Annotated in this window: 14 protein-coding genes, 3 pseudogenes and 1 riboswitch; of the genes and pseudogenes, 7 read left to right on the top strand and 10 right to left on the bottom strand. The window is 44.9% G+C overall.

All coding sequences use genetic code 11. The features are described from left to right. Positions 1-9: 9 nt before the first annotated feature. Positions 10-1,565 (bottom strand): annotated as a pseudogene (locus AZ66_RS18775) (ABC-F family ATP-binding cassette domain-containing protein). A gap of 249 nt (positions 1,566-1,814) precedes the next feature. On the opposite strand from AZ66_RS18775, the gene AZ66_RS18770 reads away from it, so the two are divergent. From AZ66_RS18770 to AZ66_RS18760, 3 genes are all read left to right on the top strand, one after another. Next, positions 1,815-2,396, top strand: coding sequence for a TetR family transcriptional regulator (locus AZ66_RS18770; protein ID WP_044356223.1), 582 nt, complete (start codon positions 1,815-1,817; stop codon positions 2,394-2,396). A 65-nt stretch (positions 2,397-2,461) separates the two neighbouring features. Further along, the gene (locus AZ66_RS18765) at positions 2,462-2,809 is read left to right on the top strand and encodes a DMT family transporter (RefSeq protein WP_044356222.1); all 348 of its coding nucleotides are present in this window, start codon (positions 2,462-2,464) and stop codon (positions 2,807-2,809) included. Between the two features lie 2 nt (positions 2,810-2,811). Next, complete coding sequence (locus tag AZ66_RS18760; protein WP_021262800.1) at positions 2,812-3,126, top strand: DMT family transporter; 315 nt, start codon at positions 2,812-2,814, stop codon at positions 3,124-3,126. Between the two features lie 119 nt (positions 3,127-3,245). Here the strand turns inward: AZ66_RS18760 and AZ66_RS18755 are convergent. The 8 genes and pseudogenes from AZ66_RS18755 to AZ66_RS18725 all read right to left on the bottom strand — a co-directional run bounded on the left by AZ66_RS18755 (position 3,246) and on the right by AZ66_RS18725 (position 10,644). Next, a pseudogene (locus AZ66_RS18755) lies at positions 3,246-4,714 on the bottom strand (Msr family ABC-F type ribosomal protection protein). Between the two features lie 203 nt (positions 4,715-4,917). After that, positions 4,918-5,841, bottom strand: coding sequence for an aminoglycoside phosphotransferase family protein (locus AZ66_RS18750; protein ID WP_231586947.1), 924 nt, complete (start codon positions 5,839-5,841; stop codon positions 4,918-4,920). 109 nt (positions 5,842-5,950) lie between these two features. After that, positions 5,951-6,760, bottom strand: a complete 810-nt coding sequence (yidC, locus tag AZ66_RS18745; RefSeq protein ID WP_044356220.1) for a membrane protein insertase YidC — start codon at positions 6,758-6,760, stop codon at positions 5,951-5,953. After that, the gene (locus AZ66_RS18740) at positions 6,715-7,065 is read right to left on the bottom strand and encodes a hypothetical protein (protein WP_021262797.1); all 351 of its coding nucleotides are present in this window, start codon (positions 7,063-7,065) and stop codon (positions 6,715-6,717) included. Before AZ66_RS18740 ends, yidC begins: the two co-directional genes overlap by 46 nt. 277 nt (positions 7,066-7,342) lie before the next feature. Beyond that, positions 7,343-8,113 carry an ANT(4')-I family aminoglycoside nucleotidyltransferase gene (locus tag AZ66_RS18735; RefSeq protein WP_044356219.1) on the bottom strand — a complete coding sequence of 257 codons (771 nt, stop codon included), beginning with the start codon at positions 8,111-8,113 and terminating at the stop codon, positions 7,343-7,345. A 439-nt stretch (positions 8,114-8,552) separates the two neighbouring features. Beyond that, positions 8,553-9,020 carry a phosphotransferase gene (locus AZ66_RS33385; RefSeq protein WP_269433108.1) on the bottom strand — a complete coding sequence of 156 codons (468 nt, stop codon included), beginning with the start codon at positions 9,018-9,020 and terminating at the stop codon, positions 8,553-8,555. A gap of 26 nt (positions 9,021-9,046) precedes the next feature. Continuing rightward, the gene (locus AZ66_RS33380) at positions 9,047-9,529 is read right to left on the bottom strand and encodes a phosphotransferase enzyme family protein (protein WP_269433107.1); all 483 of its coding nucleotides are present in this window, start codon (positions 9,527-9,529) and stop codon (positions 9,047-9,049) included. Positions 9,530-9,906: 377 nt separating this feature from the next. After that, on the bottom strand, positions 9,907-10,644 hold the full coding sequence (locus tag AZ66_RS18725; RefSeq protein WP_044356218.1) for an RNA polymerase sigma factor: 738 nt from the start codon (positions 10,642-10,644) through the stop codon (positions 9,907-9,909). A gap of 238 nt (positions 10,645-10,882) precedes the next feature. Between AZ66_RS18725 and clpP the strand changes: the two genes are divergently transcribed. The 4 genes from clpP to ade all read left to right on the top strand — a co-directional run bounded on the left by clpP (position 10,883) and on the right by ade (position 15,268). After that, entirely contained in the window at positions 10,883-11,461 is a 579-nt protein-coding gene (clpP, locus tag AZ66_RS18720; protein WP_021262793.1) for an ATP-dependent Clp endopeptidase proteolytic subunit ClpP, read from the top strand. Between the two features lie 384 nt (positions 11,462-11,845). Beyond that, positions 11,846-12,163, top strand: coding sequence for a DUF4870 domain-containing protein (locus AZ66_RS18715; protein ID WP_021262791.1), 318 nt, complete (start codon positions 11,846-11,848; stop codon positions 12,161-12,163). A gap of 445 nt (positions 12,164-12,608) precedes the next feature. Next, entirely contained in the window at positions 12,609-13,007 is a 399-nt protein-coding gene (locus tag AZ66_RS18710) for a hypothetical protein (RefSeq protein WP_021262790.1), read from the top strand. 248 nt (positions 13,008-13,255) lie between these two features. Then, positions 13,256-13,357, top strand: a riboswitch (purine riboswitch). A gap of 159 nt (positions 13,358-13,516) precedes the next feature. After that, positions 13,517-15,268: an adenine deaminase gene (gene ade / locus AZ66_RS18705; RefSeq protein WP_044356217.1), complete on the top strand. Its 1,752-nt coding sequence runs from the start codon at positions 13,517-13,519 to the stop codon at positions 15,266-15,268. A 303-nt stretch (positions 15,269-15,571) separates the two neighbouring features. Here ade and AZ66_RS31965 read toward each other — a convergent pair. After that, positions 15,572-15,927 (bottom strand): annotated as a pseudogene (locus AZ66_RS31965) (class I SAM-dependent methyltransferase); the annotation flags it as partial.

Here is a 15,927-nt window from a genome sequence, read left to right as displayed (position 1 = left end):
CATATCCAATTAAAACACTTTTGTCGTCCAAGATTCACAGTTCCATGTCTCTGTCACGATATCGCGATAGAATTCAGGTTCGTGGGAAATAAGCAGGACGCTTCCTTTGTACGCTTTAAGGGCACGCTTCAACTCTTCCTTCGCATCGACATCCAAGTGGTTCGTCGGCTCATCGAGTACGAGCAAGTTTGTCTCCACGTTAATGAGCTTGCACAAGCGAACTTTCGCCTTTTCCCCACCACTTAGCACCGCAATTTTACTTTCGATATGCTTCGTTGTCAGTCCGCATTTCGCCAGTGCTGCACGAACTTCGAATTGTGTAAAGGAAGGGAACTCTTTCCAGATCTCTTCGATACATGTATTGTAATTCGCGTCTTTGACTTCCTGTTCGAAGTCCCGATGTCCAGGTTGTCACCCTTCTCTACAGAGCCCGAGATTGCAGGGATTTCGCCCAAGATGCTGCGAAGCAATGTCGTCTTACCGATACCGTTCGCGCCGACGAAGGCAATCTTCTGGCCGCGCTCCATACGGAGGTTCAATGGACGGGACAATGGCTCATTGTAACCAATAACCAAGTCCTTCGTTTCGAATACAAGCTTGCTGGAAGCGCGGGAATCCTTGAAGCTGAACTGCGGCTTCGGCTTCTCCTTCGCTAGTTCAATCACTTCCATCTTGTCGAGCTTCTTCTGACGTGACATCGCCATGTTGCGTGTCGCGACGCTCGCTTTGTTGCGTGCAACGAAGTCTTTCAGGTCAGCAATTTCCTGCTGTTGGCGCTTATAGGCAGATTCCAGCTGCTGCTTCTTCATTTCATAGACTTCCTGGAACTTGTCGTAGTCGCCCACGTAGCGGTTAAGCTCCTGGTTCTCCATATGGTAGATCAGGTTAATAACGCTATTCAAGAACGGAATATCGTGCGAGATAAGGATGAACGCATTCTCGTACGCTAGCAGATAACGCTTCAGCCATTCGATATGCTGTTCATCCAAATAGTTCGTAGGCTCGTCCAAGAGCAGGATGTCTGGCTTCTCAAGCAATAGCTTTGCGAGCAGCACCTTTGTACGCTGACCGCCACTCAAGTCATGTACGTCTTTGTCCAGGCCAATATCAACCAAGCCAAGTCCTCGAGCAGTCTCCTCGACCTTCGCATCGATCAAGTAGAAGTCTTGATTCGTAAGCGTGTCTTGAATCGTACCGACTTCCTCTAGAAGCTTCTCCAGTTCCTCTGGCGTTACGTCACCCATTTTGCCATACATGTCGTTCATTTCTTGTTCCATATCAAATAAATATTGGAACGCGCTTCTCAATACATCACGAATTGTCAAGCCTTTACTAAGTACGGCATGCTGATCGAGGTAGCCAACGCGCACGCGCTTGGACCATTCAACTTTGCCTTCATCCGGCTGTAGTTTGCCAGTAATAATATTCATAAAAGTGGACTTGCCTTCTCCATTGGCGCCAATTAGTCCAATGTGCTCGCCCTTGAGCAGGCGGAAGGATACGTCCTTGAAGATCGCACGGTCTCCAAAGCCGTGGCTGAGTCGTTCTACGTTTAATATGCTCATTCATGACACCTTTTCTTATAGTCTTTGTACTCGATATATTATAAACGTTATCGAGCTTAAAAGTAAGCGTAAAATAGGTTTCTTCAATTTTAAAGAATATATAATGCCTTTTTGCCGATATTTGCATGAAAATGATTGTTACTAGCGTATATAGTATAAGCAGACTTGTTCATTTGACAACCGTTCGTCTTCTCCTATAAAATGAATGATAGTCAGTCATTTGAGATTGCGTGTGAGGAGGTCATACTCATCGAAGACAAAAAGGAACGCATTGTGCGTGCGGCTATTGAAGTATTGTGCAGCAAAGGAATCGAAAAGACGAAGGTATCTGATATCGTGAAGGGTGCCGGGATTGCACAGGGCACATTTTATCTTTACTTCCCTTCTAAGCTGGCTGTCATGCCATCTATTGCAGAGGTCATGGTACAGAAGATTATAGAGGCGCTGCAAAGCTCGGTCGATCAGGACGCCCCCATTCATGAACAGATTAAATCATTTATTGCAACCGTATTCCAGCTTCATCATGATGGTCGAGAGCAGTTAGCGCTGTTGTATGCAGGATTGGCTTCCAGTGAGCATTTAAAGGAATGGGAATCCATTTATAAACCTTACTATGATTGGGTTTCTGAACTATTGGAAAAGGCTCAAGCCAATGGCTCAATTCGAAAATCGCTGAACACCGCTAGAACGGCGCGAATTGTGATTGGTGCTATTGAATCCGCAGCTGAGCAAGTGTATCTGTTCGATCAAGCAGATGAATCAGAAATTCAAGCGCAAGCGGATGAAGTATACGCCTTCGTCAGTCACGCACTAGGGATTCAGGTCCTGTAGTCTAAGGGCCTATCTTTTTGTCTATAAAATGACTGAATGTCATTCATATTAAGAGAGGTGTTAACATGAATCGTTCATGGATGTATGTGATGCTCACTTGCCTGTTCGAGCTGCTGTGGGTATTCGGCTTTAATATGGCCTCATCGTGGTGGCATTGGGCCATTATTCTCGGAATCATTGCTGTTGATTTTCATTTCTTGGCTAAGGCTTGTGAGAAGCTTCCTACCGGTACCGTATATGCGATCTTCGCAGGTGCAGGGACAGTCGGTACGGCACTGATGGATGTATTGTTTTTCGGCGGGAGTCTTAGCATAAGCAAAATTGGTTTTATGATCGTGCTTGTTGCAGGCGTTATCGGACTTAAATTGGCAGATCAAGCTGCCACGGATCATAAACAGAAAGGAGTTGCATAACGATGGGATGGCTGTTCGTTTTCTTGGCGGCGATGTGTGAGATGATCGGTGTAGTTGGGCTGAAGAAGTATTCCCTGCATAAAACGCTGCTAAATGGAGTACTCTTCTTAGGTGGATTCGGAGCTTCCTTCGCCCTACTCTATACTTCATTCCTATATCTTCAGGTTAGTGTCAGCTATGCAGTATGGGTCGGAATTGGTACTGCAGGAGCCGTGCTTCTCAATATGATTTTCTTCGGTGAAAGCAAAAGCCCAGCGCGGATTGTGAGCCTCATCGCCATTATTATTGGGGTTACGGGTCTGAAAGCCTTGTCCTGATGAACATTGCGTGCTTTGTGTGCTCGCAGTGCTTTGCAGGAACGCAGAACGCACAACTGAGGACACACAACTGAAAAGATAACAATAAGCCGCCAAATCGAACTTGGCGGCTTTTTTAATTACTTAACTACGTTTACATTTAAATGCAATTTGCGATCCGAGAGATGGAAGTGAACATCTGCGGCATGCTCCACGAACTTCTTGTCATGAGACACGAAGATGATCGTTCCCTCATATGCGGCAATGAACCGCTCTAATGCCTCTATAGCATGAATATCTAAAAATTGGTCGGCTCGTCCAACAATAGTATGTTATAATCCCCTAGGAATAGCTGACACAGCTGAAGACGAATCGCTTCCCCACCGCTCAAGGATCGGACACTCTTCTGAATGTCAGTCCCTACGAACTGCATAGCATGCAGCACACCTCGCAAAAAACCTTCCTCATAGTCGGAACGATTTTTGACAAATTGCAGCACGGACTCATTGCTTGTATATTGATAACTCATTTGACAGAACCAGCCTATTTTCGCTTTTGGGGAAATGGTTAAGCCTACCCCCGCATTTGCTATATGTGCTAACAGAGAGCTTTTACCGCTTCCATTTGCACCTGTAATCGCTATATTCTTCCCCAGAGGGAGCTGGAGATTTACTTCTTTAAGTAATACAGTGTCACCCATTTGGAGCGTGAGTCTATCTGCTATAATGGGAAACTTATTGTGCAATTCTACTGTTTTCGCTTGGCGGAACACGATCTGTCTCTCTTCCTGCACGGCCTCTACTTCTTGAAGCTTTTCCATACGATGTTCAATAGCGCGGGCGGCACGATGGACTGCTTTTTGACTGGTGCCTTTCGATTTGGTTTCGAACATGCGGTTTGCCAATGCCTTCGACTCTTTCTTAGACATACTGCCTGCTTGTGCAATCTTTTCGGCTTTCTTCATTTTCTCTTGTGCAGCTTTTTCTAGGCGGGTTTTCTCCTTGATGAACTGCTCATGTGCTTGCATCTGCTGTTCGCGCTCCAGACGCTTCGCCTCGACGTAATCGCTGTAGTTTCCCGAATACACATGTAACTTGCCTTCATGAACTTCCCAAATCGTCGTGATGAGTTCATCCAGAAGGGCTCGATTATGACTGATCAGGATAAGCGCTCCGTAGAAATAGCGAAGCTCATCGAGCAGGAATTCAATGCCCGCTTGATCTAAATGAGTTGTTGGCTCATCGATGAGCAATGCTTCGTAATAATGAGTCAGCATGTGCGCAAGCTTCAGCCTTGTCTGCTCCCCGCCGCTTAAACCCTCAGTACGATTCGGAACCGCCAATCTGCCTAGTAACGCTGGATCTGCTTCAGCATCTGCAGGCGCCTCCATTTGCTCAAACAGGCCATACTCGACGTGCCGCTTCACGTTCCCGCTCGTGGGTTGAACAATACCTGCAAGCAACCTCAGAAGCGTGCTCTTCCCTGCCCCGTTCTTGCCAACGATGCCAATCCGGTCAAACTGATGTACAGCTAACCGGTCGATCTTGAATACCTCTTTATCTAAATACGTCACTTCGACGTTTTCGAGTTCAAAACAAATATGTTCCATCTATTTGCTACCTCCGAAATATAATCATTTCGTATCGATAGCCATAGGATCGATACGAGCTTCTAACTGGTTAAGAAGAAGCTCGTATTAATAAAACAATAAAAACTGCACGTATCTTCCCTCCTGCCTAGCGTAATAGCATGGGAGCCAATCTGACTCCATTCAAACTTATAGTATTTAGTTAGCTGCCTCAACCAGCCTTATCAAGTACCTTGCTCGTTCATGATTGCCTCGGCTAAGGCTACCTTTTGGACAAGGGCAGTATATTCCTCAGGTGTCGAACCGTCTTCTACACACCAACACATTCCCATTGCCGTTTCTACATACAGGCATTTCCTAATGACATCATTCGGAATCGCAAGCTTCTTCGTGAGAACACCTATGATTTCTTCTATTTTCTCATATTGATTCTTCGTAATGCTTTCATCGAATTCATTTAATATAAATCGAGGAATATCGAATACAGGATCGCCGATTACACCCTTCGGATCGATGATCACGTATTCCCCATCGCTGCCGAGCAGCATATTATCATGATGAAGATCACCATGCAGCAGCAGATTTTGCGAATACGTTGAAGCTATGGACAAGCATATTTTTCTTGCTCTTTGCATGTGTCTAGATAATTCAGGGCAATCTTGACGCTGACTCATGTAATCTGTTATCCGTTCTACCCAACCGATATAGGTTGGGTACTTTTCTGCCTCAACAGCCGCGATATGTAAATTCGAATATAAGGAACAGAACACATCTAATCTTCGCTGTAACGAATGCTCGTCCCGCAAGGTAGTACCTGGCTGCAAACGTTCTAAAAGGATAATGCCGTTATCGATATCTGCTCCATACACCTTACAGAATCGCTGACCATTATATAGACGCAGCGTTGAAACTTCCGTCCATATCGTTTCCGATGGTTCTCCTATTTTCAATACCGCATGCCCAACCTGTTCCGAATAGCAAGTGAACACTACGTTTGCAGAAAAGGATGGGATTAGCTGCAAGGAGGACAACGACCACTTCTCGGCATAATCATCGAGATAGCGCAGCATCTGTTCATAAAATGTATTTCCAAATCGCTTCACGATATTTTCGATTTGCTCCTGCGTAAATATGCTAGATAGGCACATACCTATTCCCTCCATTTGATTAAATATTTCCTTATCTATTTTTATGTAGATAAAAAGCTGCCCCACTAATTCATTCAGGACAGCTTTGATTGCTTTGTTATAACGCTTTTTAATTAACCGTTGCGACTGGTTCTATCTTCGTCCGATACAACTTCTTTGCAAGCAGTGTTTGCAGAATTACGAATACTCCACCTACACACCAATACATCGGTATGACTGCAGGAGTTGTCAGAGAAAACACGGTCATCATTATCGGAGACAAGTATCCCATAAATGCAAACTGCTTACTCTGCATCGGATCCATGCCGATTTGTGTAGCCTTATATTGAAAGAAGTAGATGATCCCAACGAGCAGTGGGAGCACAATGTCCGGTCGTCCGAGCTGGAACCATAAGAACGAGTGTGCAGCTACTTCCGGTGTGAACTTTATGGCATAATACAATCCCGACAAGATAGGCAGTTGGATAAGCAGCGGCAAGCAGCCCATTGCCAGCGGATTCACCTGATGCTTCTGATACAATTGCATCATCTCTTGCTGCATCTTTGCTTTTGATTCCGCATCCTTCTTATCCCTATATGCGTCTTGAAGAAGCTTCAACTCAGGCTGCAATACGTCCATCTTCTGTTTCATCTTCTGCTGATTTCGATACTGTCTCATCATTAGCGGCATCAGTGCTAATCGTACAAGCAGCGTGAGCAAAATCAATGCCAGTCCGTAGCTTCCACCAAAAAATGCCGCAAAATGTTGAATCAGATACACAAACGGATACACAATGTAATGGTTAAAAAAGCCTGGCGTATTAGCATCAACGGTCGCATTAGGCCCGCTTACCCCACATCCGCTTAACAGCACTAGGAGCACCAGTGCCCCGATTAGAATGAACTTTCGCTTGTAGGTGAATACATTGAACTGCTCCATAATAGTCCTCCTTGATTGGGTAACGTTATGATTCCAATCAAGGAACGGCAGTCTCCTGAATCTCCATCCGGCGCTTCTTTTCGCTTCACACTTCTGGTTAGCCAGTAATGTATCTCTGTCCGACCGACGATCCGTTCCTGATGAGGAACAATCGCGACTCGACCTCTGTATGCAGGGACTAAGAAGCGATCGACTGCGACATACAGATGTGCAACGTAAGCATACGTCAGTGAGCATATTAGACCGATCGAGATCAAATACGGAATCAAATCAGAAGACATCAGATCCTGGAGTTCCAACAGCAATGCATTCACCTCCTTTTTATGCAGATGACTACAGTATCTCATATGGTAAGACAAGTTTCAATTCGGGGAAAACGAACAGTTGGATACAAACTCGAAAAACAAGTATGAATTTCGACAACAGGAGGAATCATCTTCATTCTATGATCGAACCACCGGTTCATTGGCCGCCACCATTTGAAAAACTAAAAAGCCCTAGCTTAGAGCAGAGCTTGTGTACAAATAATATTGTGATTTGATGATCAGGTCATCAATCGCCATTTAACGCCGCCAAGATTTTTTAGAATGGAATACGTTCCGAATGAATTTTGTAACCATGCTCTGCAGCCCATGCGACGAGTCCATTCCAGAACTGTTCGCATGCATCAATAATTCGATCCGGTACAGACAACTGACCAGACATGACCATATTGGTGACCATATCATACCCATCTGGGCGATCTGGAAGCTCTAATGATTCTGGAAGCACCCTAGCTCCTGTCGAGTACAGCTTTCGATTGTGAAGTCCAATCAACATAGCGCCGTATTGGGCAAACTGCATAGTTAAGTATGGCAGATACGTTTGCGTGCCGGTTCGACTCGCATTCCGGAGCTTTCCAATGAACTCATACATTTCTCCCACGAGCACTTCGTTAATTGCATTCGAGAAATCAACACTTGAGGGTGATTGTGCCGCTTCCTTCAGATTAGAAAAAAATCCATCCGGATCGTACAGACTTAGCGGTGAGAAGAACGGCCCGTGTGTTAATGGCCAGTCCCCTTCCACTGTGGCAGCATCGTTTAGAACCACACTCGCACTTCGAACATTCACTTCGGCCTTCCAAGGCCCCGATGACCATTCGTAACTGAAGTCAACCTCTTCGTCCGCGTCTTTCAGCACACAGAACATCTCAATGTCCGAAAAAGGGCCATCCGTGCCTCGGGATACGGAGCCATACACCCCGATTGCAATAATTTGTTCATTGTATACCTCCTGCAAGCGGTTGGCGAGCTCATAACAAATTGCCAGCCTTTCTTGTCTTGAAATTTCAACAGGTCCATTCATGGTCATTTGCGTATCTCTCCCTTGGTCTGTGTAATTGGAATGAGTGGATACAGATTCATGAATGGCGGGCCACGGGCTTAACGAGGAACTTTTTTCGCGTGCATAGGAACCCCTCCTCTTAATTCTACCGATTGTCTACGGAATAAATGTTCTTCCCCTATCTTATCAATCCTCTAAGAAAAATATAATGATCCATTCGGTTGAATCGGACAAGCTGGTCGAAGAATACTTAATTGCGATCGGCTAAATGGAAGAGCCAAAGAGCAACATTATGTTAACGCCTGATGCTGTTCTTGTGCCGGCTGACTAATTGGATGTAGATATGCAACAAAAACACAAAAGCACCTCCATCTTCACGTATTTATCTTAGGATGGAGGTGCTTTTAGTTATGGTATCTAGCTATTGTCATTGTTTCAAGATTTAGTTGTTTAACGCCTTTCTAACCTATACCTGATAAAATATTCGCTTTCCTGCTAGGAAGGGCACACAATGATCAGCACAAAGCTTCGGCATTTTCTCCCGCATCCAATTATGTACGGACTCGTTCCCCATTTGAAACGCGTAATATCCGATAATCGAAATCAGCATCATGCCTTCGATAAGAACAAGCTCGTCCGCATCTATGTTCCCAGTTCCGTAATATCCCTCTAAGAATATATTTCGGTGTGCTGAAGGAACCATCATTGCCCCCATCGCGATGTCTGTCCAATCGTATCCTGGGCCGAAGAATCCGAAGTCAATGAAGCTTAATTGTCCTTCAGGAGAAATAATCATATTACCAAAACCTAAATCACCGTGAATAAGTCCCCATCTATCCGTATCGGTTCCGATTTGCTCAAGTTTATCGTTGATAAGTTGAATGCACTTCTCGATGATCGCGACATCAGAAGACGCAAATAAACCGAGTTCCAACCCTGTATGTATGGTTCGAATTAAGCCTACATTATACGCAATCCCTTGCTCGGGTCTATTCTTAACGCGAAATTGCGATACTGACGGTAAAATTCATGCAGTTTAGCAACTTGGGAACCGAGCAGCCTGACCAATTCTGGCTTCTGGACGTCTTCTTTCTGAAGATCCCTGCCTTCCAGCCATGTTAGAACCGAACAGTTCAATCGCTGCCCTTCATGTTCGATGACGGTTATCAATTCCCCATCTCGATTGCGCAGCGGCGACTGCACCAGCAGGCTGCTCTCCTTCGCCAATGATTCCAGCATGAGCAGTTCACCCATCAAGCCTTCATAAGTATGTTGCAAGCCTGTCATACTTTCTTTAAACGGCTGATGAATACGCAGGACATAAGAGCTGCCGTCAGCGTCGCTCACTTTATATGTCCGATTCTCATTATGCCTCAGGAAAGTGATCTCAGACTTTTGGAAGCGAAAACTGTATAAAATGTGATGTAATTGTTCATCTGTCATCTTCAATATTTCCTCTCATTGTTAAAAATGTAGACATGTCTGAAATACTATATAGTCAGTCTACTTCCTAATGTTGGGATTGTCTACGACAGGAGTGAAATGGATAGACTCAAATGCGGCCATGCTCGAAATTGGTTGGTACGAACAGCAATTAGAAAGAATGAGCAAAGGGAAACGTCCGAATCCCGATTATCGCGTCTGGTTATCATTATTGAAGTATTTTATGGAAGAGGAACACGGACAATCACCTTCAGCACCAACCAGGTGACACATGCTGAAGGCGATTCCCCATAACGGCGTATATGGATGAGGCGGGCTGAGCGCTGCACAGATTTTACAAACACAGCATGCCGAATTGCTCCCATTACGGTCTTATTTTATGCCGCTAGCACGGCTTCGAAATGATGGAACATCTGCTTATACGCCCGCTGCTTCTGTTTATAACGCATCTGATTCGACATTAAGTACATATTCAATACAGGAACGAGATCCTGTTCTCCCTGCACAAGTCTCAATACCTCGTTGACTTCTCCATTAACAAATGCAATAGCGAGTGCCCGTATGTGGCTTCGAGCCTCAGCACCGTCTGGCAGGGCCTCTTCTTCCATGTATTCCTCTTCCTTCACATCATGCAGGACCTTCCGTGCTCGATGATATGCAGCCTTCACCGCCCCTTCCGTTGTCTTCAGCTTATTCGCAGTGTCAGCAACAGAATACCCGAGTACGCTGCGCATAAGGAGGACGATCCTTTGCAGAGGAGACAAGTGTGTCATCATATATTGGAAGGCGGCTTCGATGTCAATTGTATTGTTCTCTTGTATAGGATCATTGTGTTCTTGAGATTGAAGTTGCTGCTTCACCAGAATTTGATCAAATCGACGTCTTCGGCGCACTTGGTCGATCCAAGCGTTCTTGGCCGTACGCAGCAGCAGCGCTTCAGGATTGTTGTGTTCCATCTCCTTGTTACGGGCTAGAATCTTGACCCACGTATCCTGTACGAGATCCTCAGAATCCCATTTGGAATGTGTGAGAGAGAGGCAATATCTGTTCAGTACGTCGTTCAACTGCTCAAGATTAGGTTGCTCGGCGCTCTGCATTTGATCTAGATTGGTCATCCTTCACAGTCAACTCCTTCATTCGCTCGTTATCGCTTCCACTTCATCGGTCTTCTTCATGCATTACATGAATCGTTTATGGCGTCAATTATGGTTTATCTTCTTATCAGTAAACGAACGAAGCATGCATTGCGTTACGCAGCCTTGGGAAAAAACTTTTGTCTCTGAACCGTATCTTCTGCTGCGATCCATTCGTTTTCTAGATATTCCAGAGTGGAAATTCAGAGGAGGTATTACCATGTCCAACTATATCCCTTATGTTGTTGAGCAAACGAGTCGCGGCGAACGATCCTATGACATCTATTCCCGATTATTGAAGGATCGTATTGTATTTGTCGGTTCTGAAATTAATGATAGTCTGGCCAATAGTGTTGTCGCACAACTCCTTCTTCTTGCAGCGGAGGATTCAGACAAAGACATTTATATGTACATCAATAGCCCAGGAGGCTCGGTCACTGCAGGATTTGGCATCTATGACACAATGCAGTACATTAAGCCGCAGGTTCATACCATCTGTACTGGTTTAGCCGCCTCCTATGGCTCTATCCTGTTGCTAGCTGGAGCCAAGGGCAAGCGCTTTGCACTACCCAATAGTGAAATCATGATTCACCAACCCCATGGAGGCGCTCAAGGACAGGCAAGCGACATTGCCATCAGCGCCAAGCGCATTCTCAAGATGCGCGAGAGACTTGTGCAATTAATGGCTGACCATACTGGACAGCCACCCGAACGAATTGAGAAAGACATGGATCGCGACTACTTCATGACAGCAGAAGAAGCGCTGGAATATGGGATTATTGACAAGATACTCAAGTAGTACGTGACATAAAGCGATCAAGCTGCTGTCCATGTGCATTAGCAGCTTGATCGCTTATGATTTGCTTTCTTTATTAAATCTAGCCAATCGACAAGCTTGTAATTCCTCCAATTGCACATTATCGATAATTTCCTTAGCAGCGAGTCGGCTGATAAGCGGAGCTAATGTTACCATTGGAATGAATTTCCTTAAAATTATTATAGGAATCATGCATGTAAGCAGTCAACAGATGAACAAGGGGGCAAATCGAATGATGAAGCTTGGCCTAGGCTTACAAATTCGTAATGATATTGAAAGCTTGATCGATAGGTAGAGCCAAGGTCTTATTGTATGATTTATGTATCAGAACAAGACAAGAACAATTACTACTAGAGGTGAACATAAATGAAAGAAAACAAAGTTATATCTGCATTTTCGTACTGGAGCGTTCTTTTTGCGCCTATCTTATTCCCTGTTTTAGCCTGGATTGTTGGAGATACAGTAACAAGAAGTCATGCCAAACGTGCGCTATGGACTCACCTTATTCCAAGTATCGCGGCCATTATTGCGGTAATGTTGTTTGGCTTAATTGGGGTTAGTGTACGCGACATTGGCGTCGCATGGGGAATCGGTGCGATTATCGCATTTTGTGTATGCGGTGTGATAAGCGTGTACTACTTTGTATGGAATATTATCAAAGGGATTCAGGTTATCAATTCTTGATCCATTTCGAATCTGATTCTTCTCCCCTGCTCGACCGGAAATTATATACGCCACTCAAAGGTACCTCTTTTGAAATGGAATAGAGGTACTTTGTGTGGATATCATGTTCCTATACGATGACCGCATTTCCTTTAATCCCTATATATTTCCCCGACAATCATATTGGAATGCAGGCTCCGTCTGTAAGAAATATCCGTTCCGCACTCTAGCGACCCAGTTCTGAAACAACTCTTTCCATTCTATGGTTCCGAAGAAATCATTGAGCGGCTTCGTCGAATCCCATTCGATAATAAAATAAGGCTGCCTGTTTTATATGTGCTGTTCAGATCCAAGAAATAGCTTTCCTTATTTTTTTCAAAAATATTAAGCGATAAGCAGTTATTTTCCGATAGATAACATGAAAGCAAATTACTAATAACATGCAAAATAATGGAGGGTTACATAAATGCGTATTGAATCTTATTATCGAATCCCGCCTGCCGCGAAGCGATCCAAGCCACAATCTGAACCGTTATTTGCGGACACAATGAAGGAAATTCAAAAGCAAGAATCAGATGAAAAAGAGAATAAAAAAGGAAAACTCGTAACGACCCGCGAAGATGGCTATATTAGGCAATATCTCGTCAGACCAGACGGTAGCAAGGTATTGTTAGGCGAAACAAAACAGACTTTTGGTGAATTCATTGGTAATGCTGAGTCGTCCGTAGCTCAACAGCCGGTTAACAATCTATCCAGTAATTCCAGTCAAAGTACGCAAGATATGATGGCATTATTGAATTTCTATGCTGGAGCAGTAATTACGTCGCCAGTGAATCAACAGCAGCTATATGCTTTGAAGGATTAGAATTGAAATATCACGATGGTAATGTATGAATTCACAACTAACGAACAGAGGGATCCTCACTCCCTCTGTTCTACTACTTCCCCATTTGCCCATATGGCCTTACAATTATGGTTTCATCACTCATTTCCACTTTAACCTATATTGCTTCTCATTCTTGTTGTTTTCTCTTCTTCTTATTTCGAACAATTGATCTGTTAGGAACAGGCTCCCGGGTTGACGGGAATAATGGCGCCCTATACAATGTAGAGAATTACAAACGTATACTTCTTCGTATAACTTTGGAAATATGGTCCAATCGTCTCTACCGAGCTGCCGTAAACAGTTTGACTACGAGGAAAAGAATGCTTGCTGTGTGGAATCGGATTGAGCGCTAACTCTATCTATCATGGACAGGCTGTTCTTGCTCCTTACCGTCAAACTTTAGTTATCAGAACTAAAGTTTTTTTGTATTTATATGGGTGCTTTATCCCTACACTATTCATACAACGAGAAAAGGAATGTGATTTCGAATGAATTGGAGCAAGCAGCATTGGAACAATCGAATTGCCGCAGCAGGCAGAATGAAGCCTGCTGATCTTGTCATCACGAACGGAAAGATCGTTGACGTCTTCAATCTAGAAATTATGGAAGGTGATGTCGCGATTGTAGATGGCATTATCGTAGGAATTGGCGGCAGCTATGAAGGAGAACGCGTCATCGATGCGAAAGGCCGCTATATTGCACCCTCTTTCATCGATACGCACGTTCACATTGAATCTGCTATGGTTACGCCATCCGAATTCGCTCGTGTTGTACTTCCGCATGGAGTTACGACGGTCATTACAGATCCCCACGAGATTGCAAATGTTGCGGGAGCGGATGGCATTCAATATATGCTCGATGCCTCTGAAAATCTGCCGCTGGACGTCTTTGTCATGCTCCCATCGTGTGTCCCTTGTACGCCATTCGAGCATGCCGGAGCGAAGCTGGATGCTGCCAGTCTGGAACCCTTCTACACGCACCCACGCGTCCTAGGATTGGCGGAAGTGATGGATTACCCTTCTGTACGCCGTGGTGATGCGGATATGGTGGATAAGTTGTTATCATCGCATCGGCACGGCAAGCTGATCGACGGCCATGGTGCTGGATTAGATGAAGAAGCTATCAATGTGTACCGAGCTGTAGGCATTCGCAATGACCATGAATGTGTGACAGCTGAGGAAGCAAAGGCAAGACTGCGCAGAGGTATGTATGTCATGCTGCGAGAGGGATCGGTTGCGAAGGATGTTGAGGCGCTCATCCCGGCTGTCACAGCGAGCAATGCCCGCCGCTGTGTGTTCTGTACCGACGATAAGCACTTGGATGAGCTGCTCCATGAGGGCAGCGTTGATCATAATGCACGCCTTGCTATTCGATACGGTCATGACCCGCTGCAGGCGATTCAGATGGCTTCTCTGAATGCAGCTGAATGCTTCGGCTTGCATGCGAAAGGTGCGATTGCCCCAGGGTACGAGGCAGATCTGTTATTGTTGGATGACCTGCAGGAACTGACGATTGCTCAGGTGTACAAAGGCGGAAGCTTAGTCGGCGAGAATGGCCAGTATACAGGGCCGAAGATCCAAGCAGCTGATATCCCCGCCCCTTTATTGAAGACCGTCCATCTGTCTGAGATTACAGAGCATGATCTGCAAATTGAACTGGGTGAAACAGAACGACGCTGCCACATTATCGGCATTAATCCGAATAGTCTAATCACGACACATCTTATCGAGGAAGTAGACGTAGCGAATGGGTACTTCTGCCCTTCCACCAAGAAGGATCAATTGAAGATCGCCGTGTTCGAGCGACATCACCATACTGGCTGTGTTGGTCTAGGCATTGTGAAGGGGTTTGGCATACAATCCGGAGCGATTGCCTCTACCGTAGCACATGATTCGCACAACTTAGTTGTAGCCGGAAGCAACGATCAGGATATGCTGACAGCCGTTCAGGCGCTGCGTGACATAGAGGGCGGCTTGGTTGTGGTAAGCCAAGGCGAAGTCCTCGCTTCGATCGAGCTTCCACTAGCAGGATTGATGGCGAAGGGCGAATATACGGAGGTACTTGATCGTATGGAACGTCTCAATGATGCATTGGCACACATTGGCGCTTCTCAGGAGTTCAATCCTTTTGTCACCTTGTCATTCCTCTGCTTGCCGGTTATTCCAGAACTGAAGCTGACCGATATGGGCTTGTTCGATTTTGCTAGCTTTACGCATATTCCAGTGTCTGCTCAACAATGAATCAATCTGATTCAACATGCTGCGATTCAGATAGTCTATCTTCCTACTAATCAGTTATTTGGATGATAAATAAGGATCGACATATTCTTTCTAATCATAAGCCATGTATAAACCCGCTTTTCTCGTTGTTGTCTATGCTGATGCATGCAGCTTCGCGGATTTATGCATGGCTTTTCCTTTTAAGCCGTTCAAGGACACAAGAAGGGGCTAGAGGTTGCAAGTGAGTTAAACGCTGAATTCGCAGGTCGAATCATAAGTATGAGTCTAGCGATTTCTGCTGTAGCATTAAGCCACCCTGTCAAGCTATTTATGAAGCTCGTAATAGATCTCTTCTGCCTGCTGGAAATCAACATTATTTTTATCTAAATCGGCATATTTATGAGCGATCACGAGTCCGCATTGCTTAACGATGCTGTCGAATTCATTCGTTTGATACAGTCTCAAATGAAAGTCCTCGTATTCGGTACGCACATGTTTATTATCGATATACAACTCGTAGGAAATCATCGAGTACAAAATTTGTTTGTCCGTATCGTAAGCATGCTTGCTTCGCAGGGCTACTTCTACGGATTCCTTCCCTACCCTCCTGCCTTCCTCGAACGCTGCCAACTCGAATTGTTCTTGATCTATGCTAGTTTGTCCAATTCCACGATAAGGAA

Origin of the sequence: Paenibacillus sp. E194, from assembly GCF_000935845.1 — a bacterium.
Taxonomy (GTDB): Bacteria; Bacillota; Bacilli; order Paenibacillales; family Paenibacillaceae; genus Paenibacillus_B; species Paenibacillus_B alvei_B.
Note: the sequence above shows the minus strand (reverse complement) of the source record. Positions and strands in the feature narration are given on the sequence as shown.

Coding starts and splice junctions, on each gene's coding strand:
- AZ66_RS18765 (WP_044356222.1), top strand. CDS start 2,462: ATGAATCGTTCATGGATGTATGTGATGCTCACTTGCCTGTTCGAGCTG.
- AZ66_RS18760 (WP_021262800.1), top strand. CDS start 2,812: ATGGGATGGCTGTTCGTTTTCTTGGCGGCGATGTGTGAGATGATCGGT.
- AZ66_RS18750 (WP_231586947.1), bottom strand. CDS start 5,841: ATGTGCCTATCTAGCATATTTACGCAGGAGCAAATCGAAAATATCGTG.
- yidC (WP_044356220.1), bottom strand. CDS start 6,760: ATGGAGCAGTTCAATGTATTCACCTACAAGCGAAAGTTCATTCTAATC.
- AZ66_RS18735 (WP_044356219.1), bottom strand. CDS start 8,113: ATGACCATGAATGGACCTGTTGAAATTTCAAGACAAGAAAGGCTGGCA.
- AZ66_RS33380 (WP_269433107.1), bottom strand. CDS start 9,529: ATGACAGATGAACAATTACATCACATTTTATACAGTTTTCGCTTCCAA.
- AZ66_RS18725 (WP_044356218.1), bottom strand. CDS start 10,644: ATGACCAATCTAGATCAAATGCAGAGCGCCGAGCAACCTAATCTTGAG.
- clpP (WP_021262793.1), top strand. CDS start 10,883: ATGTCCAACTATATCCCTTATGTTGTTGAGCAAACGAGTCGCGGCGAA.
- AZ66_RS18715 (WP_021262791.1), top strand. CDS start 11,846: ATGAAAGAAAACAAAGTTATATCTGCATTTTCGTACTGGAGCGTTCTT.
- AZ66_RS18710 (WP_021262790.1), top strand. CDS start 12,609: ATGCGTATTGAATCTTATTATCGAATCCCGCCTGCCGCGAAGCGATCC.
- ade (WP_044356217.1), top strand. CDS start 13,517: ATGAATTGGAGCAAGCAGCATTGGAACAATCGAATTGCCGCAGCAGGC.